The following is a 19,361-nucleotide window of genomic DNA, read 5'->3' on the forward strand; positions in this document are numbered from 1 at the left end:
GTCACGTGACCCGTCGTCCGCCGTACCGAGGTGCCTCCACGCGATGGCTGCCTGCCTCTCGGCGCGATGGCTGCGCACCACGCCGCCCGCCACGGCTGGGAGTAGCGTGGGAGGTACCGAGAACTTCCGGGCGTACGACCACGGCGGCGCCGTTCCCGGCGAGTGACTGACACGGGCAGCCGGAAAGCAGCGCCCGGAACGGGATCGCACGATGAACGCCATCACAAAGCCCGCCGAAGGTACCGCGCCAGGTTACGGACACTCCTACCGGATGCCCATGCCCCGGCTGCGCCTCACGCCGGACGTCAGCCATGGCCCGCTGGACGGCGCATGGTGGCCGCGCTGCGACGCACTCGAACTCGAATTGCCCGCGCTGGTCGGTTTTCTGGATCCGAGCAGCGGCACCGTCACCCGCGTTACCGTGGGGTCCGCCGCCTGGCCCGATGCTCCGCAGGAGGTGATGGCGCCCGGCCACGTGATCGAGGTGGTCCTGACCGATTCGGCCGCCGAGGCGCATGCCATCACCGTGGACTGCGGCACCGTGGGACGCTGGGAACTGCTGGTGATCCCCCCGGACGAGCCGGTCGGAGTAGCCACCAGGCTGCTGACCGCCGCCGCCGACGCCGGGAACCCACTGTCGGCTCCGCGCCTGCTGGCACTCGCCGAGAGCGGCCTCGACGGACAGAACGCTTGGGAGTCGGAAGGCGGAGCCGGACCGAGATGAGCAGCCCGACCCGGCCGACTCCGTGGCCGGCAGGCCGGGCGTCCACGACCCCGTGATGGAGCCATGGCACCGACAGACCCTTCGTCATCCTGGCCCGCCCCCACACGAAGCGTGACCGCGGCAGGTGAGGGGATGACGGCAGTACAGCGTACGGACCGGTCCGAAAGCTTCGGGGAAGCTCTCCTGGGAAAGATCCTCGACAGCGCGCACGAACTCCCGCCCCACCTCATCGGGCCCCTGGTCGCCGACGTCGTGGAGCGGCTCGGTGGCCGCCGTCCACAGGTGCTGTTGCAGGACTACGGCCAGCTGCTGCTCGTACCGCTGCCCGGTGAGTGCCTCGCCGGCGGGGAACCGCAGGTTATCGACGACTCCGAGGCGGGCCGCTGCTTTCTCGACGCGGTCCCCGTGGAGGTGCCCCAGGAAGACGGCGTCCGGATCCATCTGCCTCTGCTGGACGGCGGTGACCAGGTAGGGGTCATGGCGGTGACGCTGGACAGCATCGACGCCCACGACCGCCGCCTGCTGCTCAGGATCTCCGGCCTGGTGGCCGACCTTCTGGTGACCAAGCACGGCTACTCCGACCTGTTCTTCGACGTCCGACGCGGTGAGGCGATGAGCGTCGCCGCGGAGATCCAGTGGTCACTGCTGCCACCGCTTGCGATGATCATGCCCCGGGTCGCTGTGGCCGGGATCCTGGAACCCGCCTACGACGTGGGCGGCGACAGCTTCGACTACGCGCTCAACCACGACGTCCTCCACGTGGCCATGATCGACGCGATGGGCCACGGACTGGACGCAGCCACCATGGCCACGGTGGCCATCGGCGCCTACCGCCACGCCCGCCGCGCCGGCATCGGACTGTCGGAGATCTACGCGTTCATGGACCGCGCCGTGGCCAGGCAATTCGGTCCCGAGCATTTCGTCACCGCGCAGATGATGCAGCTGGACACGACGACGGGACGGGTGCAGTGGGTCAACGCCGGACACCCGCCGCCGATCCTCGTCCGCGACCACCGCGTCGCGCGGCGTCTGGCCGCCCCGACGACCCTCCCCGTCGGCCTCGGTGGTTCGGAGCCCCGGATCAGCGAGCTGGGGCTGGTACCCGGGGACCGAGTCCTCTGCTTCACCGACGGAGTGGTCGAGGAGCACAGGAGCGGTGGGGAGGAGTTCGGGGAGGACCAGCTGATCGACTGCGTGAACCATCTGGAGAGGACCGGCCGCGGCATCCGGGCGGTGACGCGCTCCCTGTCCCACACGCTCAAGCAGGCGCGGGGCGGACAGACCAGCGATGACGCAACGCTGCTCATGGTGGAGTGGCGCGGCTGATCTCCCCCGCCGTCCGACACCGCTCGGCCGGTCACGCCCAGCGGCAGGCCCGTCAGCCCGGCGAACCGTGCCCGCTCCCGGTGTCGATGAGAATCTGTTCCGCCTGGCTGATGTTGTCTGCCCGGACCGCCTGGGCCATCGCGGCGCGGGCGGCGTCCGGTGCCGCGTCCGGCGGGACCACGAGCAGAGAGAAGATGTCCGTGTCGCCCCGGGTAATCAGGACCGTGTCGTCACCGACCGGGAAGGCATCGATGTGCACCACCCGGTCGTCCACGGCGATACGCGTCGGGAGACCTTCCCAGGCCGCGGTGTCCAGTCCCACACGGGTCACGGGGCCGAGGTGGGCAATGAGGGCGCTCAGGAGCGCGGGCAGCTCAGCACCGATGTCGCGCGAGCGCGGCCACCACGCGCCGTCGAGGACGCCTTCGCGTGATTCGGTCGTTTCCAGCCGGAGAAGCGCACACCCTGGCCACACCGCCTCGTGGACGCCGCTGGGCAGACGCCGGGGAACAGGTGGTGTATCCGAGCTGGTCATGATGACCACCCGTCTGAGGGCTGGTGCGACGACGGGACTCCGCCTCGCACCTGCCACGTTACTCCTGGTGTCACGCGCGACGGGCATCTCCGAAGCTCCCCCTCGTCCGGCCCCGGAGGGAACGGATGCAGCACACAGGACGTCCGTCGCATGTCGAGAGCTCCCTAGGCGCGAAAACTGGGCATGAACGCCTCCCCAGCCAGGTCCCCGGAGGGCACATCCAGGGCACATGAGTCCGGGAAACGGCGTTGACCCGTGAGAACTACCGAGGAGTGTTTCCGCAGGTCAACGCACGCTTCACAGAGAAACCCCAGGCCAGCGCCCCGCCCCTCCCATTCGCTGCACGAGTGGCAGGACTTCAGCCATCGGCTGCATGAGGCGGGGCATCAGCCTTATTGCCTGGTGTGGCCGTGAGCTGGGGTTTCGCCGGTTTCGGGCGGGGTCTTACGACCCCGCCTCGTCATGTGCGGAGAGGGGCCGTCAGGGCGCCAGGGCACACTGAGGGCCTTCTGGACAGCGGCGTGTTCACCGGGGAGAAGGCCAAGGCCGTCCGCGCCGCACCGGGTGCGTGACCCAGGTCTCCCACTGGTCGAAGACCTCGGCAGCGGCAGCCAGGGCGGGCGGGATCTCATCGTCGGCCGGGGGCTCCTCGATGGCCACGGCCAGGACCGGGCAGCCGGCGCGAAAGTCGCTCTCCACGGCGATCGCGCGCCAAAGGGCGGGGAACGCCCGCAGTCCTTCGGCCGGCCCCGCCTCCAGCTCCTCGCGCGGACGGCGGGCCACCCACTAGCCGGTGTACCGCACGGCCTCCGTGGCCGGCTGCTGCCTGCCTTCGGCAAGGATGCGTGTCCGCCCGTCAGTCCACGTCCGTCAGCCCCGTCGCCCTGCCCTCCTCGTCCCACTGGACCTCCAGGGTCCGTGTGACGGCCTCGCGGTCGATCGGGCCGAACACATGGGGGAACAGGGTGCCCTCGGACACTCCGGGCGGCGGCGCGGGGGCCGCCCGCTCCCATACGCACCGTGCGGTGAGCCGGTTCTCGTCGAGGAGCAGCGCAAGCAGCGGCCTCGGCGCGCCACGGTAGAAGGCGTTGACGACGGCCAGCGTCGTCTCCTCGTCGGGAGAGCAGTGGACGAAACCGTCCTCCGCGAGAGACGCGGGGGCGTACGGGCGATCGGGAGCCGCGTTCCAGTCGGCGAGCGGTACGACGTGGTAGATCATGCACCGATTGAACAACGGGATCGGACGACGGCACCCGCGCGAAGGCGGGGGCGCCCCGGTCCGGGGCGCCCCCGCCTCCCCACGGCGTCACTTCACGGTGACGGTCACCGTAGGCGACATCGTCTTGCCGTGGACCACGCGCAGCTTCTCCTTGCCCATGCCGGAGAGCTTCACGACCAGGGTGTAGTTGCTGCCCCTCTTGACCGTGACGGTCTTCACGGTGACCCACTTCCTGCCGTCGTAGCGCTGGAGGTCGAGCCTGTTGCCGACCTTCAGGCCCCTGGTGCGGCCCGTGAACGTCACCGAGTGACCGGACTTCACGTTGGTCCTGTTGGCACGAATGGTGATCGAGGCCTTGGTCACGGCCGGCTTGCGCGCGGGCTTCTCCGACGTCGTCGCCGTGGGGCTCGGCGACATCATCGACATGCTGGGCATCGGGCTCGGTGCGACCGGGCCGGCGGCGAACGCGGCGGCCGCCGCGGACGTCAGCAGCGCGACGGAGAGCGCACCGGCGGCAAGGGCACGGGTGGAGCGGGTGCGAAGTGAGGATTTCACGTTGGTCTCCTGTGCTTCGGCAGATCCCCCACTGACGGAGTCCCCCAGCGCGCGCACTCATGAGGCTTCCATGCAACCGATCCCGCGGCGACCCGGATGTCACCGAGTCGCAGTAACGGCCACGCCTCCGATCCGGTTACCTCTTGTCATCAGGGCAGGTGGATCCGGTCACCTCGGCGGGTTGCTTCTTGCCCGTCGCCCCTGCGCAGGCCTCCGTTGCCTCCTCTGCCTACGCTGGTAGCGCGGCCTGCTGCATGGCCATGTAGGGGACGTACACAGCCGTACGACGTATGTGCCGTACACGGCCGGGGCCGCTCGTAGAGCCCGTATGGCAGGAGTGCACGCCGATGGCCGCCACGGAGCACGCTCGTCCGAGCCGGTTGCGGGCGTGGATGCTGCAGGGCCTGTCCGACATGGGCAAGGCGGAGGTCCCGCAGGGTCCGTACGCCCAGCCCGAGCCACCGCACAAGGGACAGCCCTGGTACCGGGTGATGTGCCTGACCGGTGTCGACTACTTCTCCACCCTCGGCTACCAGCCCGGCATCGCCGCCCTCGCCGCCGGCCTGCTCTCCCCCGTCGCCACCCTGGTCCTGATCGCCGTCACCCTGGCCGGCGCCCTGCCCGTGTACCGCCGTGTCGCCGAGGAGAGCCCGCACGGCGAAGGCTCCATCGCCATGCTGGAGCGCCTGCTCTCCTTCTGGCAGGGCAAGCTGTTCGTCCTCACTCTGCTCGGCTTCGCCGCCACCGACTTCCTGATCACCATCACCCTTTCCGCCGCCGACGCCTCCACCCACCTGATCCAGAACCCCCACCTGACCGGCGCCCTGCACAGCCACCAGATGCTGATCACCCTGCTCCTGATCGCCCTTCTCGGTGCCGTCTTCCTCAAGGGCTTCCTGGAGGCCATCGGTGTCGCGGTCGTCCTGGTCGGCGTGTACCTGGCGCTGAACGCCTTCGTCGTGGTGGTGGGCCTGTGGCACGTCCTGACCGCCGACCACGTGGTGACCGACTGGACCGGCGCCCTGACCGCCCAGCACGGAAACGTGCTCGTCATGGTCGGGGTCGCCCTGATCGTCTTCCCCAAGCTGGCGCTCGGCCTGTCCGGCTTCGAGACCGGCGTCGCCGTCATGCCCCATGTCCGCGGCGACCCCGGCGACACCGAGGAGAAGCCCACCGGCCGTATCCGCGACACCAAGAAGCTGCTGACCACGGCCGCCCTCATCATGAGCGTCTTCCTGATCGCCACCAGTTTCATCACGACCCTGCTGATCCCGGGACCCGCGTTCAAGGCGGGCGGCCCCGCCAACGGACGCGCGCTGGCGTATCTGGCGCACCAGTATCTGGGCGGCGGCTTCGGCTCGGTCTACGACATCTCGACGATCGCGATCCTGTGGTTCGCGGGCGCCTCCGCCATGGCCGGGCTGCTGAACCTGATGCCCCGCTACCTGCCCCGCTACGGCATGGCCCCGCAGTGGGCCCGCGCGGTACGCCCCATGGTCATCGTCTTCACGCTGATCGCCTTCCTGGTCACCTGGATCTTCAAGGCCGACGTCGACGCCCAGGGCGGCGCCTATGCCACCGGCGTCCTGGTGCTGATCAGTTCCGCGGCGATCGCGGTGACCATCGCCGCCCGCAAGGCCCGCCAGCGCCGACTGGTGGCCGTCTTCGCGGTGATCTCCGCGGTGTTCCTGTACACGACGGTCGTGAACGTCCTGGAGCGGCCGGACGGTGTGAAGATCGGCGCCTGCTTCATCGCCGGGATCCTCCTCGTCTCCTTGCTGTCCCGGCTCGCCCGCTCCTTCGAGCTGCGCGTGACCAGCGTGACGCTCGACGACATGGCGGAACGCTTCGTCAGGGACATCGCCAGCCGCCGTATCCGCTTCATCGCCAACGAGCCGGACAACCGGGACCTCGACGAGTACCGGGGGAAGATCGAGCAGATCCGCAACGACAACGACCTCCCGGTGCAGGAGGACTTCGTCTTCGTGGAGGTGACCGTCGGCGACCCCTCGGAGTTCGAGTCGGGCATGACGGTCCGCGGGGAGGTCCTGCACGGCCGCTACCGGGTGCTCACCCTGGAGTCGTCCTCGATCCCCAACGCCCTCGCGGCCCTGCTGCTGCACGTCCGGGAGAGCACCGGCCGCATCCCGCACATCTACTTCGAGTGGACCGAGGGCAACCCGTTCGCCAACTTCCTGCGCTTCTTCCTCTTCGGTCAGGGCGAGGTGGCACCGGTCACCCGGGAGGTCCTGCGGGAGGCGGAACCGAACCGCGCGCGCCGGCCACGTGTGCACGTGGGGTGACCCCGTCAGTCGCCCCCGGCCCCCGCTCCCCCGCCCACCGTGAACCCGATGACCGCCCCGCCGCCCTCACGCCGGTACGCGAACGAGCCACCGCCGTGCGAGGTGGCGACCTCACGCACGATCGACAACCCGAGCCCCGACCCCGGCAGGCCCCGCGCGTCCGCGGCCCGGTAGAACCGGTCGAAGACGCGCATGAGATCCACCTCCTCGATCCCGGGCCCCCGGTCCAGCACCTCCACCCGTACGATCCCCAGCGGCACCCCGCCCCCCGGCTCGTCCGAGTCCTCCAGCCGGAGCGGATGCTCCGGGCCGGTCACGACGACCTCGATCGGCGCCTTGGCGTCGCGGTCGAACTTCGCGGCGTTCTCCAGCAGGTTCGACACCGCCCGCTGCAAGGCCGTGGTGCGGCCGTCGACCGTCGTGTCACCGCTCGCGCGGACGACGATCTCGCGCCCCGTGCGCCGCCGGGCGATCGACGCCGCGTCCTCCGCGACATCGGCCAGCGTCAGCCGCTGCACCGTCTCGGTGTCCGACTGCCCGGCCGCCAGCGCGACGAGTTCGTTCACCAGGTCGGTCAGCTCACGGGACTCCTCGGCGAGGTCGGCGACCAGCTCCTCGCGGGCGGCGGGCGGCAGCTCGTCCATCCGGCGCAGCAGGGAGATGTTCGTGCGCAGCGAGGTGAGCGGCGTGCGCAGCTCGTGGCCCGCGTCCTGCACGAGGCGCCGCTGGTCCTCCTCCGACTGGGCGAGCCGCCCGAGCATGCGGTCGAAGGAGCGGCCGAGACGGCCCACCTCGTCGTTCCCGGTGACCGGCACCTGGATGCCCAGCCGCCGCGTGCGCGCCACGTCCTCGGCGGCCCCGGCGAGGACGACCAGCCGCCGGGTGATCCGCCGGGCCAGCCACCAGCCGAACAGGCCGGCCGCTATCACGACCGCCCCCATCAACAGGGCCGTGCGCTGCTGGAGGCTGCGCAGCAGCCCCTCGGTGGAGCTGAGTTCCTGGGCGACCTGCACCCCGCCCCGGCCGCGGCCGAGCGCCACGGTCGCGACCCGGTAGACATCGCCGCCGACATCGACGTTCTTGTGCTCCACCAGCTTGGCGGCCTTGGCGGTGTCGGCGATCCCTCGGTCGGCGGCGTCCACGGGCAGCGGCGGATTGGAGTGGTCCACGACCGTGCCGCCGGGGCCGAGCACCTGCACGACCGTGCGCGCGGGCCGGATGATGTCGTCGCGCGGGGTGTCGTGGTCCCTGTCGGACATGGCGAAGTCTTCCGGCATCAGCTGCTTCTGGCTGACCTGGCTGCGCAGGTCGGCCACGACCTGGGCGAACACGGTCTGCTGGTCGACGCGCACCAGGCGGGCGGCGGCGTCGTAGCTCAGGAAGCCGACGAGGACGGTGACGCCGGCGGCGACGGCCGCGAACGACACGGTGAAGGTCGTCCGCAGCGAGGAGACCTTCCGCAGCCGGGCCCGCAGCCGCAGCCGGCGGCGCAGCCCGGGCGGCAGCCGGTACCACAGGCGCATCCAGAACCCGACGTCCGCATCGGCGCCGGAACGGGCTGGTGGAGGCACCTAGTCCTCCCTCAGGACGTACCCCACGCCGCGGACCGTGTGGATGAGCGCGGGTGCGCCCGGCTCGTCGAGCTTGCGCCGCAGATAGCCCACGTAGACGGCGAGGTTCTTGGATCCGGGACCGAAGTCGTAACCCCAGATGCGGTCGTAGATGGTGGCGTGGTCCAGGACGATGCCGGCGTTGCGGGCGAGCAGTTCCAGCAGGTCGAACTCGGTGCGGGTGAGTTCCAGCTCGCGCTCCCCGCGCCAGGCCCGGCGCGCCTGCACGTCCATGCGCAGTCCGGCCACGGACACCTGGCCGGTCGGGGTCTTGTCCTCTTCCCTGGGGGCCTCGAAGGAGCCGCCGTTGCTGCGGCGCAGCAGGGCCCGGAGCCGGGCGAAGACCTCCTCGACGTCGAACGGCTTCACGACGTAGTCGTCGGCGCCCGCGTCCAGGCCGGCGATGCGGTCGGCGGTCTCCACGAGTGCGGTGAGCATCAGGATGGGCGTGCGGTCGCCCTCGGCACGCAGCACACGGCACACCTGGAGGCCGTCGATGCCGGGCATCATCACATCGAGGAGGAGCACGTCGGGCTTGGTGCGGTGGGCCTGGGCCAGCGCCTCCACCCCGTCGGCCACAGCGGTCACCTGGTAACCCTCCAGCGACAGCGCGCGTTCCAGGGCATGACGGATGGCGCGGTCGTCCTCGGCGAGCAGCACTGTCTGGGTCACGCCCCCAGTCTGCCAAGGTCACGGCGGTGCACCAGCGGGTGGTGGAGCGGGGAAGGGGCTTCTTACCCGCCTCTCACCGCCCGGAGCGCGGTGACTTACCTGGTCGGGCCACTGTGTCGGCCATGTCACGTCACCGCGTGCCCCTCCGGGGAGGGGCACGCGGAGGCCATCGGGGCGGACCGCGATGCCGCGGTCGCGTGCGTCGGCCGGCGCGGCCCCGTCACCGGCGTCACATGCCGGTCCCGCAGCGTCCCCGAGCCCACCCGGCCCGCCATCCCAGGGCGTGGCCGGGTGGGGGTCCGCCCGGCCGGTCCCGAGTGCTCCCCCGGCCCGGAGACCGGCCGACGCGGCAGGGTGGGCCGGTACGCACGACGGCGGCGGCCCACCCTCACCCACGCGCCCGGGTCCCGCCGGAACGCTCGTCCCGTCGTTCTGCCCGGCGTCCCCGGCGGCCCGCGACGACGCGTGCGTCGGCGCCTCGGGCACCCCGGCCGGCCCTTCGCGAACTCCTTCCGCAGCACCGCCACGACCTCCTCACCGAGCATGTCGAGCTGCTCCGGCACCGAACCCGCAGTACCGGCTCGCTGTCAGTGGCCCCCCGTACGATCCGGACATGGCCGCACCACGCCGCGACACCCGAGGCATCGTCGACGCTGCGGAGCTCTTCGCACACGTGGACTTCCGCCGCCGTGAACCAGCCGCACCCCTGCGGCCCCACCTGGAGCACTACTGGCTGATCGACTGGGACCTGACCCGCCCCTACGCCTCACACGTGGTCCCGCACCCGTCCGTCAACATCGTCTTCCAGCAGTACGCGAACCAGGAGCCGTTCGCCGAGGTCGCCGGCATCGGCCTGGAGCTCTTCACCCAGAAACTGGAGGGAAAGGGCCGGGTCTGCGGCATCCAGTTCCGCCCGGGCGGCTTCCGCCCCTTCTTCCCCGACCGGCCGTCTCGGAGTGGACCGGCCGGCGGATCGTGCTCCCGGAAGCCGACGCGCACGCCGTCCTCGCCCCCGATGACGAGGACGCCCGAGTCGCCGCCCTGGACACGTTCCTCCTGAACCTCGCCCCCCGCCCCGACCCACAGGCCGACCTCGCCGTGGCCCTGGTCGACCGCATCCGCACGGACCGCACGATCCGCCGCGTCACCGACTTCGCCCGGGCCCGGGGCATGTCCGTACGGGTCATGCAGCGCCTGTTCGCCACGTACGTGGGGGTGGGGCCGAAGTGGGTGATCCTCCGATACCGCATCCACGAGGCCCTGGAACGCGCGGAGACCGAGAGGGCGGTGGACTGGGCGGGCCTGGCGGCCGACCTGGGCTACGCGGACCAGGCCCACCTGGTGAGGGACTTCACGGCGACGGTGGGAGTACCCCCCACGGCCTACGTCCAGCACCGCCCCCACTAGGGCCTGTCCGGCGATTCCCTCCCTTCCCGGCCCGCCCCGGGCCAGGGCGTTCCCGCAGGTGGCCTGGTCTAGAACGCGTACTCGTCCCCCGTCTCGAGGGCGAGCACGTGCTGCCGGTCGCCGGCGGGGTCCCGGTCGGCGGCGTCGCCGTCGCGCAGGGTGTCGACCTCGAGCCGCACCTCGGCCGGCGCTCCCTCAAGGGCCACCCGCAGCCGGAGCTCCCGGCCCGCACCACCCCCCGCGAGCGGCCCCGTACCGCACAACACCGTGCTCGGATCGAACACCGCACAACCCTCCGGCAACCGCTGCGGACCGTCCAGGGCGCGGGAGAAGTGCAGCCGTACGGTCGCGCCGGCGACGGCGGCCCACCCGTCGTTGCGCGGGGTGAGCCGTACGTCGGCCCGGCCGCCGCTCAGGGTCACATACCCGTGGGAGGCGAGGGCGACCCTGGGCCCCGCCGCCACGGCGGGCACGGCCGCGCCCACCGCCAGCACCACGCCCAGCCCGCCTGCGATCCGCTTCCGCATACGTCCACGTCCTCCGCGTCGGCCCCCGCACATCACCGCATGTATGCCACGCGGACGACGGGACAGGCGCCGCCGGGCAGGTGAGGTGAGAACGCCGCAGGGGCCGGCCGGGGCCCGGCGGACGGCATGCGAAGGTGGCCGCATGCTGATCCTCCGCTCCGCCGTCCTGTTCCTGCTCGCCGCACTGTTCGAGATCGGCGGCGCCTGGCTCGTCTGGCAGGGCGTGCGCGAACACCGCGGAGGGCTGTGGATCGGCGCGGGCGTCATGGCCCTCGGCGTCTACGGCTTCGTCGCCACATTCCAGCCGGACGCCCACTTCGGGCGCGTCCTGGCGGCTTACGGCGGTGTCTTCGTGGCCGGCTCACTGGCCTGGGGCATGGTGGCCGACGGCTACCGCCCCGACCGCTGGGACGTGACCGGGGCGCTGATCTGCCTCGCCGGAATGGCCGTGATCATGTGGGCGCCGCGCGGCCGCTGACCACGCTTCGGGCACCCCCGCCGGGCGCGTGCCCCCGCCACCTATCCTGGGCGCAAGCTGTCGAACGACCGTCGAGGAGTCGCCCATGACCGCCGCAGCACCCTCCGCCGCCTCCCGCATCGCCGTCGTCACGGGCGCGAGCAGCGGAATCGGCGCCGCGACGGCCCGTCAGCTCGCCGCCGCGGGCTACCGCGTCGTCCTCACCGCCCGCCGCAAGGACCGTATCGAGACGCTCGCCGAGGAGCTGACGGACGCGGGCCACTCGGCGACGGCGTACGCGCTCGACGTCACCGACCGCGCGGCGGTCGACGAGTTCGCCACCGCCTTCAAGACGATCGGCGTCCTCGTGAACAACGCGGGCGGCGCGCTCGGCGCCGACCCGGTCGCGACCGGTGATCCCGAGGACTGGCGCCGGATGTACGAGACGAACGTCCTCGGCACCCTCAACGTCACCCAGGCCCTGCTCCCCGCCCTGACCGCGAGCGGCGACGGCACGGTGGTGGTCGTCTCCTCCACCGCCGGCCACGCCACCTACGAGGGCGGCGGCGGGTACGTCGCCGCCAAGCACGCCGAGCACGTCCTCGCCGAGACCCTGCGCCTGGAGATCGTCGGCACCCCGGTCCGCGTGATCGAGATCGCGCCCGGCATGGTGAAGACGGACGAGTTCGCGCTGACCCGCTTCGGCGGCGACCAGGAGAAGGCCGCGAAGGTCTACCAGGGCGTCGCCGAGCCCCTGACGGCGGACGACGTGGCCGATACGATCGCCTGGGCGGTCACCCGCCCCGGCCACGTCAACATCGACCTCCTGGTGGTCCGCCCCCGCGCCCAGGCCTCGAACACGAAGGTGCACAGGGACCTGTGATGCCCGATCCCGCCCCCGACCCCGACCGCGCGGCGGAACAGCAGCGCCTCTCCCTGGAGAAGAAGCGCGAACGCTACGTCTGGTACTACCTGGCGTACTTCCTCTTCGGCATCCACCTCGTGGCGTTCGTGATGATCTACGCCGTGCGGCACGCGAAGTGAGACGCCAGGGAGCCGGTGTCTGTCAGCGCGCTCGACGACACGGCGACGGGTGACTCACCGGAGTCAGGGCCGAGCTCAACGAACTCGGCCCTCCATACGGCTCCGAGTCACAAAGGACCGCACCGCCGCACACCGCGTGCTCGGCCCGCGACCACCGCGGCGACTGTCGCTGGTGCCCCGACAGGCCTGGGCGAGGCCTCGGTTCCCGACGGGGGCCTCGTGCTTCAGCCCTTCACACAGATGAACTGCTTCAGCTTCGCGACGACCTCGACGAGGTCCCGCTGCTGCGCCATCACCTGGTCGATGTTCTTGTAAGCGGCAGGAATCTCGTCCAGGACTCCCGCGTCCTTGCGGCACTCGACGCCCCGCGTCTGCTCCTCCAGGTCGCGTACGGTGAAGCGCCGCTTCGCCGCGTTCCGGCTCATACGCCGACCAGCCCCGTGTGACGCCGAGTTGAAGGCCTTCTCGTTCCCAAGACCCTTCACGATGTACGAGCTGGTGCCCATCGAGCCCGGGATGATTCCGAACTCACCGGAACCCGCACGGATCGCACCCTTACGGGTGACCAGCAGGTCCACACCCTCATACCGCTCCTCGGCCACGTAGTTGTGGTGGCACGAGATCTCCGGCTCGAAGGTCGGCTTCGCCTTCTTGAACTCCTTCCGGATGACATCCTTCAGAAGCGCCATCATGATCGCACGGTTGTACTTGGCGTACTCCTGCGCCCAGTAGAGGTCGTTTCGGTATGCGGCCATCTGCGGTGTGTCCGAGACGAATACCGCCAGGTCACGGTCTGCAAGACCCTGGTTGTGCGGGAGCTTCTGCGCGACGCCGATGTGGTACTCGGCCAGTTCCTTGCCGATGTTCCGGGAGCCGGAGTGCAGCATGAGCCAAACGGCACCCTCGCTGTCCGTGCAGCACTCGACCAGGTGGTTCCCGGCTCCAAGAGTTCCCATCTGCCTGAGCGCCCGGCCCTCACGGAACCTGACCGCCTCGGCCACCCCACCGAACCGCCCCCAGAACTCCGCCCACCCCGAGGTGGCGAACCCGTGCAGCCGGCCCGGGTCCACGGGCTCGTCATGCATCCCCCGCCCCACCGGAATCGCCTGCTCGATCTTCGAGCGCAGTCGGGACAGGTCCCCGGGAAGGTCGTTCGCGGTGAGCGACGTCTTCACGGCCGACATCCCGCAGCCGATGTCCACCCCCACCGCCGCCGGGCACACCGCGTCCCGCATCGCGATCACCGAGCCGACCGTCGCGCCCTTGCCGTAGTGGACGTCCGGCATGACCGCCAGGCCCTCGATCCACGGCAGCGTCGACACGTTCCGCAGCTGCTGCATCGCGGCGTCCTCGACCGTCGCCGGGTCCGCCCACATACGGATCGGAACCTTCGCCCCCGGCACCTCTACGTACGACATCTCTTCCTCAACCCCCCGGAATCACAAAAAAAGTCTGCAAACGCAAAAACCCGCGCCAAGGTCGACGTAAAGGACAACGGACCGGCGTCCACGGCAGTGCGTGCGATACACATTGTCCCCAGGGGCCCGCCCCGTGCGGCAACCGAATAACCAACGGCCCCCGTCCCGCGGAACACCGTCGAGAGGAGCCTCACCGTGCAGCGGAAGGCGTACGTACCGGGCGCCGCCGCGCTCCTCGCGGTCCTGTTGGCCGCCTGCACCGGCGGGTCCGGCAGCGGTGGCCGGGCCACGGACCCCAAGGCCGGTTCCACCACGAGCGCCGCCGCCCCGCAGCCGGGCAAGTACCGCACCCTCGCCGACGCCTGCGGTGCCGTGAGCCACGACACCCTCGACTCACTCCTGCCGGGCCTGAAGCAGATAGCGGACCAGGAGCAGCGCGACAAGGCCTACCAGGGCGAGGCCGCCCTCACCTACAACAACGACCGCCGCTCCGGCTGCCGTTGGAAGGCCGAGTCCACCGACGCCACGGACCATCTGTTCGTCGACCTCGAGCGGGTGGTGTCGTACGACAACACGGTCTCCGACGACGACGCCGCCCGCCAGGTCTACGCCACCAAGGAGCAGGCCGCGAACATTCCCGCGGCCGGTTCGGGTTCCCCTTCGAGTTCCGGCTCCCCCTCGAGCCCGGGTGCCGGTCAAAACTCCGGCTCGGTTTCCGCGTCCCCCTCCGTCTCCGCCGCCCGCGCCAGTGGCGGTCCCAAGCCCTCCGCATCGGCCTCCGGCTCCCCGTCCGGCAGTCCCTCAGCCACCGGAACCCCGGCCGAGCTCCAGCCCCGCACACTCGACGACCTCGGCGACGAGGCGTTCATCGACGACCGGGTGAGCACCGCCCAGCAGCGGACCGTGACTGTGGTGTTCCGCACGTCCAACGTGATCGTGACCATCGAGTACGACGAGCAGCCGGCCGCCCCCGGAATCGCCCCGAGCAGCAAGGACATGCAGGACAAGGCCAGGAAACTGGCCGGACAGCTGGCCGGCTCGCTCGGCTGACGGGCCCCCTCGCCGGGCGCCGGCGAGGGAACCGAACCTCACCGCGCACGCGTCCCCACCGCGTACCGTGGCTCCTCGGAACCGTTCCGACCGCAGACCACGAGCGTCACAAGCGTCATGAGTGAAGGAACCATGCACCGACCTGCACAGCGAGACCTGGAGGTACCGCCCACGCCGTTCAGGCAGTGGGGGAACGAGCACAGTGAGCCGGGCGAGCGCCGGCCGGGCCGGCGGGGTTCGCGCGTGGGCCGCCTCCTCGTGTGCGCGGCGGCCGTCCCGGCGGTGCTCGTCGCCGCCGGGTGCTCCTCGGGCTCCTCCGGTTCCGGTTCGGGCGGCGACGCCAAGCCGCAGGCGCAGGCGCCGAGCGCGCGGCCCTCGCAGAGCGCTTCGGCGAACGCGGTGCGGCCCGCCGCGTACGCGACGCTGCCCCAGCCCTGCTCGGTGCTGTCCCAGAAGACCCTGGGCGACCTGGTCCCCAAGGGCGCGAAGTCGGGCAAGGCGGGCTCGACGGACGATGCGAAGACGCGGTCCAGCTGCTCGTGGAGCAGTCTGCAGAACAACGGCGTCAAGGGCTCCCAGTTCCGCTGGCTGAACGTTTCCCTGCTGCGCTTCGAGTCGGACGCCACGCGCGGCGACGGCAACAGGCTGGCGCAGCAGTACTACGACCGGCAGGTGCAGGACGCCAAGGCGGTCGACGGCGCGAAGAACACCAAGGCGGTACCGGTGTCGGGGGCGGCCGACGCGGCGACGGCCGTGACGTACGACCTGAAGAAGAAGGAAGGCGACTTCAAGCAGCAGACGGTGGTGGCGCGTGTGGAGAACGTCGTGGTCACCGTCGACTACAACGGCGCGGGCCTGGCCGGCGACAAGACGCCGAACGCGGACGACCTGACCAAGGCGGCGGAGGACGCCGTCAAGGAGGCGGTGTCCGCGGTGTCGGCGGCGAACGGCGCCGGCAAGGCGGGAGGCGGGTCCCCGTCGCAGGAGGCGTCGAAGAGCGCCTCGCCGTCGAAGTCGGCGTCGTCGTCCGCGTCGGCGGGCCCCGCGAAGAGCGGGTCTCCGTCGGCGTCCGCCTCACCGAAGAGCTGAGCCGGCTGCCGCGGAACTCCTGTCGCGCAGAGGGCGGTTGCGGGAGGCCGGCCCGGTGCGGGAGGGGGGTATCCCCATACCGGCCACCCGTTCACCGCACGTGTGTGCCACCCTGTTGCGCGCAACAACAGGCACTGGGAGGGGAGTACGGGTGGCCGCGCCACTGCAGTTGACACGGATGCACCGGGTTCTCATCGGCGTGGTGGTCACCGGTGCTGTCATCATCGCCGGGATCGGCTTCGCGGGTTCGTACGCGGCCGTCCGTGCACTGGCCATCAAGAAGGGCTTCGGGAACTTCAGCTATGTCTTCCCGGTCGGCATCGACGCGGGCATCTGTGTGCTGCTGGCCCTGGACCTGCTGCTGACCTGGATCCGCATCCCCTTCCCGCTGCTGCGCCAGACGGCGTGGCTGCTGACGGCGGCGACGATCGCGTTCAACGGCGCGGCGGCGTGGCCGGACCCGCTGGGTGTGGGCATGCACGCGGTGATCCCGGTGCTGTTCGTGGTCGCGGTCGAGGCGGCCCGGCATGCGATCGGCCGGATCGCGGACATCACGGCGGACAAGCACATGGAGGGCGTCCGCCTGACCCGCTGGCTCCTCTCCCCCGTGCCCACGTTCCTGCTCTGGCGCCGTATGAAGCTGTGGGAGCTCCGCTCCTACGACCAGGTGATCAAGCTGGAGCAGGAACGTCTCGTCTACCAGGCCCGCCTGCGCTCCCGCTTCGGCCGGGCATGGCGTCGCAAGGCCCCGGTGGAGTCGCTGATGCCGCTGAGGCTGGCGAGGTACGGCGTCCCGCTGGCAAAGACGGCTCCGGCGGGCCTGGCGGCGGCGGGCATCGAACCGGCGCTGATACCCCCGGCGCCGCAGGTGAACGCGGCGGCGGACCTTCATGGTGCCCAGGGTGTGCCCGGCCCGCAGTCAGCCGCACCGCTGGGCGGGCAGCGCCCCGGGCTCGCGGGCGCCCAGAACCCCGGGCAGCCGGGATACGAGGAGCCGGACGACCAGAGCCCCTGGTTCCAGGCCCAGCGCCAGATCGACTACCACGGCGGCTACGACCCGTCGTACGAGCCGGAACCCCCGTACGACGACTGGTACGAGGACCAGCACGCGGAGCAGTTCGAGCAGACCGTCCCGCAGAGGTTCCAGGCGCCCGTCCCGCAGGGCTCGCAGCAGCCCGGCCCGCAGGGACCCCCGCAGCCGTCCCCCGAGGACACCGGCAGCTTCCCCATCCCCGTCGGCCCGAACCGCACCCGTGAGCTCGGCGAGGGCGGCGGCACCCCGCCCTTCGAGCCTGACGAGGACGCGTACTACCAGGTCTTCCGCGAGTCGACGAAGAGCGGGAACGGAGCGCCCACCCCTCGCGGGTTCATCGCAGACGTCGAGGCCACGTACGGCATCACGCTCCCCGAGGCGGAGTCCAAGCGCATGGTGAACCGCTTCTCCAACCGCCTCAACGCGGAACTGACGGACGAGCACATCGCCTGACAGGCACAAGGAACACCGCCTGACAGGCACAAGAAAAGGGGCCCTCGTTCCGGGCCCCTTTCCGGTTGCCGCCTACTCCCCGAGCAGGGCCCGCACCCGGTCCTGGCCCACCGCGAGCAGCAGCGTGGGCAGGCGCGGGCCGGTGTCGCGGCCGACGAGCAGGTGGTACAGGAGCGCGAAGAACGACCGCTGGGCCGTCTTGATCTCCGGCGGCAGCTCCTTCGGGGTGGCGTCCGCGGAGAACCCGGCTTGGACCTTGGGCACGCCGTACACGAGGTGGGTCAGCCCGTCCAGGGACCAGTGCTTCTCCAGGCCGTCGAGCAGCAGCCGGATCGACTGCCGGGACGGCTCGTCGAGCGACTTCAGCAGCTCGGCGTCGGGCTCGTCGCGGACGATGGTGCGCTGGTCGGCGGGGACGTGGGTGTTGATCCACGCCTCGGCCTTGTCGTACCGCGGGCGGGCCTCGTCGAGCGAGGCCAGCGGGTTGGCCGGGTCGAGGTCGGACAGGATGCGCAGCGCCTGGTCCTGGTGGCCGGCGGTGATGTCGGCGACGGACGCGAGGGTGCGGTAGGGCAGCGGTCGGGGCGTCCTGGGCAGCTCACCGGCGGCGGTGCCCACCGCGCGCGAGTACGCGGCGACGTCGCCCGGGAGGGCGGAGCCGTCGGCGACCTTGCCCGCCAGCTTGTCCCACTCGTCGTAGAGGCGCTGGATCTCCTGGTCGAAGGCGATCTTGAAGGACTGGTTCGGCCTGCGTCGGGCGTAGAGCCAGCGCAGCAGCTGGGGCTCCATGATCTGCAGGGCGTCGGCCGGGGTGGGGACGCCGCCGCGTGAGGACGACATCTTCGCCATGCCGGAGATGCCGACGAAGGCGTACATGGGCCCGATGGGCTGCCTGCCGCCGAAGATGCCGACGATCTGCCCGCCGACCTGGTACGACGAGCCGGGGGACGAGTGGTCGACGCCGCTCGGCTCGAAGATCACGCCCTCGTGGGCCCAGCGCATCGGCCAGTCGACCTTCCAGACCAGCTTGCCGCGGTTGAACTCGCTCAGCCGGACCGTCTCGGAGAAGCCGCACGCGGTGCAGGTGTACGTCATCTCGGTCGAGTCGTCGTCGTAGGCGGTGACCGTGGTGAAGTCCTTGCCGCAGCTGCCGCAGTAGGGCTTGTACGGGAAGTAGCCGGCGGCGCCGGAGCTGCCGTCGTCCTCGGACGCGGCGCCCGATCCCTCCTCGGCCTCCAGTTCGGCCTCGTCGACGAGCTTCTGCTGCTGCTTCTTGGCGGCCTTCGGCTTGGTGCGGTACTGGGCGAGGATCGCGTCGATGTCGCCCCGGTGCCTCATCGCGTGCAGGATCTGGTCCCGGTAGGCGCCGGAGGTGTACTGCGCGGTCTGGCTGATCCCGTCGAACTCCACGCCCAGCTCGGCGAGCGAGGCGATCATGGCGGCCTTGAAGTGCTCGGCCCAGTTCGGGTACTCCGAGCCCCGCGGGGCCGGGACGGAGGTGAGCGGCCTGCCGATGTGCTCGGCCCACGACTCGTCCACGCCGGCGACACCGGCCGGCACCTTCCGGTACCGGTCGTAGTCGTCCCAGGAGATCAGGTGCCGCACCTCGTACCCGCGCCGGCGGACCTCGTCGGCGACCAGGTGCGGGGTCATGACCTCGCGCAGGTTCCCCAGGTGGATGGGTCCGGACGGCGACAGTCCGGACGCGACGACGACCGGTTTGCCCGGGGCCCGGCGCTCCGACTCCTCGATGACCTCATCCGCGAAACGGGAGACCCAGTCGGTGGTCTCGGTGCTCTGAGCCACGATCGGCACGTCCTTCTTTCTCCAAGGGCAGCGGTACGGTCGCACGGCTGACCGCTCCATTCTCCCAGGCTGCGCCACATCCACGAAAACGCCTTTTCAACGCGTTGGACGGGCGGACGGGGCCCGCCGTTCA

18 protein-coding genes and 2 pseudogenes are annotated in these 19,361 nt (G+C 70.9%); 10 read left to right on the forward strand and 10 right to left on the reverse strand.

The genetic code is table 11. The features are described from left to right. The first annotated feature begins 277 nt into the window (after nucleotides 1-277). Nucleotides 278-724, forward strand: coding sequence for a DUF5994 family protein (locus AC5WS8_RS34385; protein ID WP_496107441.1), 447 nt, complete (start codon nucleotides 278-280; stop codon nucleotides 722-724). A gap of 132 nt (nucleotides 725-856) precedes the next feature. Then, nucleotides 857-2,050, forward strand: coding sequence for a PP2C family protein-serine/threonine phosphatase (locus AC5WS8_RS34390; protein ID WP_388798103.1), 1,194 nt, complete (start codon nucleotides 857-859; stop codon nucleotides 2,048-2,050). A 52-nt stretch (nucleotides 2,051-2,102) separates the two neighbouring features. Here the strand turns inward: AC5WS8_RS34390 and AC5WS8_RS34395 are convergent, their stop codons facing one another. The 4 genes from AC5WS8_RS34395 to AC5WS8_RS34410 all read right to left on the reverse strand — a co-directional run bounded on the left by AC5WS8_RS34395 (nucleotide 2,103) and on the right by AC5WS8_RS34410 (nucleotide 4,359). After that, complete coding sequence (locus AC5WS8_RS34395; RefSeq protein WP_351222838.1) at nucleotides 2,103-2,585, reverse strand: DUF5994 family protein; 483 nt, start codon at nucleotides 2,583-2,585, stop codon at nucleotides 2,103-2,105. 525 nt (nucleotides 2,586-3,110) lie between these two features. Then, nucleotides 3,111-3,368, reverse strand: coding sequence for an LmrA/YxaF family transcription factor (locus tag AC5WS8_RS34400; protein WP_496107442.1), 258 nt, complete (start codon nucleotides 3,366-3,368; stop codon nucleotides 3,111-3,113). A 73-nt stretch (nucleotides 3,369-3,441) separates the two neighbouring features. Beyond that, complete coding sequence (locus AC5WS8_RS34405) at nucleotides 3,442-3,804, reverse strand: DUF952 domain-containing protein (protein WP_496107443.1); 363 nt, start codon at nucleotides 3,802-3,804, stop codon at nucleotides 3,442-3,444. A gap of 87 nt (nucleotides 3,805-3,891) precedes the next feature. Further along, nucleotides 3,892-4,359, reverse strand: coding sequence for a hypothetical protein (locus tag AC5WS8_RS34410; protein WP_496107444.1), 468 nt, complete (start codon nucleotides 4,357-4,359; stop codon nucleotides 3,892-3,894). A gap of 347 nt (nucleotides 4,360-4,706) precedes the next feature. Here AC5WS8_RS34410 and AC5WS8_RS34415 point away from each other — a divergent pair, with 347 nt between their 5' ends. Next, complete coding sequence (locus AC5WS8_RS34415; protein WP_496107445.1) at nucleotides 4,707-6,662, forward strand: APC family permease; 1,956 nt, start codon at nucleotides 4,707-4,709, stop codon at nucleotides 6,660-6,662. Between the two features lie 5 nt (nucleotides 6,663-6,667). Here AC5WS8_RS34415 and AC5WS8_RS34420 read toward each other — a convergent pair whose 3' ends face one another. The 3 genes and pseudogenes from AC5WS8_RS34420 to AC5WS8_RS34430 form a co-directional block, all read right to left on the reverse strand. Next, on the reverse strand, nucleotides 6,668-8,185 hold the full coding sequence (locus AC5WS8_RS34420) for a HAMP domain-containing sensor histidine kinase (RefSeq protein ID WP_496107487.1): 1,518 nt from the start codon (nucleotides 8,183-8,185) through the stop codon (nucleotides 6,668-6,670). A gap of 48 nt (nucleotides 8,186-8,233) precedes the next feature. Further along, complete coding sequence (locus AC5WS8_RS34425; RefSeq protein ID WP_496107446.1) at nucleotides 8,234-8,944, reverse strand: response regulator transcription factor; 711 nt, start codon at nucleotides 8,942-8,944, stop codon at nucleotides 8,234-8,236. 447 nt (nucleotides 8,945-9,391) lie between these two features. Further along, nucleotides 9,392-9,510, reverse strand: a pseudogene (locus AC5WS8_RS34430) (5,10-methylene tetrahydromethanopterin reductase); the annotation flags it as partial. 47 nt (nucleotides 9,511-9,557) lie between these two features. On the opposite strand from AC5WS8_RS34430, the pseudogene AC5WS8_RS34435 reads away from it, so the two are divergent. Continuing rightward, nucleotides 9,558-10,351 (forward strand): annotated as a pseudogene (locus tag AC5WS8_RS34435) (DUF6597 domain-containing transcriptional factor). 68 nt (nucleotides 10,352-10,419) lie between these two features. On the opposite strand, the gene AC5WS8_RS34440 reads toward AC5WS8_RS34435, so the two are convergent. Continuing rightward, nucleotides 10,420-10,878: a hypothetical protein gene (locus AC5WS8_RS34440; RefSeq protein ID WP_496107447.1), complete on the reverse strand. Its 459-nt coding sequence runs from the start codon at nucleotides 10,876-10,878 to the stop codon at nucleotides 10,420-10,422. 142 nt (nucleotides 10,879-11,020) lie between these two features. Between AC5WS8_RS34440 and AC5WS8_RS34445 the strand changes: the two genes are divergently transcribed. The 3 genes from AC5WS8_RS34445 to AC5WS8_RS34455 all read left to right on the forward strand — a co-directional run bounded on the left by AC5WS8_RS34445 (nucleotide 11,021) and on the right by AC5WS8_RS34455 (nucleotide 12,379). Beyond that, nucleotides 11,021-11,356, forward strand: coding sequence for a YnfA family protein (locus tag AC5WS8_RS34445; protein ID WP_496107448.1), 336 nt, complete (start codon nucleotides 11,021-11,023; stop codon nucleotides 11,354-11,356). Nucleotides 11,357-11,441: 85 nt separating this feature from the next. After that, nucleotides 11,442-12,218 (forward strand): SDR family NAD(P)-dependent oxidoreductase, encoded by a 777-nt coding sequence (locus AC5WS8_RS34450; protein WP_496107449.1) that lies wholly within the window; start codon nucleotides 11,442-11,444, stop codon nucleotides 12,216-12,218. Beyond that, nucleotides 12,218-12,379, forward strand: a complete 162-nt coding sequence (locus AC5WS8_RS34455; protein WP_496107450.1) for a hypothetical protein — start codon at nucleotides 12,218-12,220, stop codon at nucleotides 12,377-12,379. Before AC5WS8_RS34450 ends, AC5WS8_RS34455 begins: the two co-directional genes overlap by 1 nt. Before the next feature lie 224 nt (nucleotides 12,380-12,603). Here the strand turns inward: AC5WS8_RS34455 and AC5WS8_RS34460 are convergent, their stop codons facing one another. After that, nucleotides 12,604-13,797 carry an RtcB family protein gene (locus AC5WS8_RS34460; RefSeq protein WP_496107451.1) on the reverse strand — a complete coding sequence of 398 codons (1,194 nt, stop codon included), beginning with the start codon at nucleotides 13,795-13,797 and terminating at the stop codon, nucleotides 12,604-12,606. Nucleotides 13,798-13,992: 195 nt separating this feature from the next. Here AC5WS8_RS34460 and AC5WS8_RS34465 point away from each other — a divergent pair, with 195 nt between their 5' ends. The 3 genes from AC5WS8_RS34465 to AC5WS8_RS34475 all read left to right on the forward strand — a co-directional run bounded on the left by AC5WS8_RS34465 (nucleotide 13,993) and on the right by AC5WS8_RS34475 (nucleotide 17,422). Further along, complete coding sequence (locus AC5WS8_RS34465; RefSeq protein WP_496107452.1) at nucleotides 13,993-14,847, forward strand: DUF3558 domain-containing protein; 855 nt, start codon at nucleotides 13,993-13,995, stop codon at nucleotides 14,845-14,847. 132 nt (nucleotides 14,848-14,979) lie between these two features. Beyond that, nucleotides 14,980-15,936 carry a DUF3558 family protein gene (locus AC5WS8_RS34470; protein ID WP_496107453.1) on the forward strand — a complete coding sequence of 319 codons (957 nt, stop codon included), beginning with the start codon at nucleotides 14,980-14,982 and terminating at the stop codon, nucleotides 15,934-15,936. 178 nt (nucleotides 15,937-16,114) lie between these two features. Then, nucleotides 16,115-17,422, forward strand: coding sequence for a DUF2637 domain-containing protein (locus AC5WS8_RS34475; RefSeq protein ID WP_496107488.1), 1,308 nt, complete (start codon nucleotides 16,115-16,117; stop codon nucleotides 17,420-17,422). 72 nt (nucleotides 17,423-17,494) lie between these two features. Here AC5WS8_RS34475 and lysS read toward each other — a convergent pair whose 3' ends face one another. Continuing rightward, entirely contained in the window at nucleotides 17,495-19,237 is a 1,743-nt protein-coding gene (lysS, locus tag AC5WS8_RS34480) for a lysine--tRNA ligase (RefSeq protein ID WP_496107454.1), read from the reverse strand. Between the last annotated feature and the right edge of the window lie 124 nt (nucleotides 19,238-19,361).

Source organism: Streptomyces sp. PTL18, from assembly GCF_059510295.1.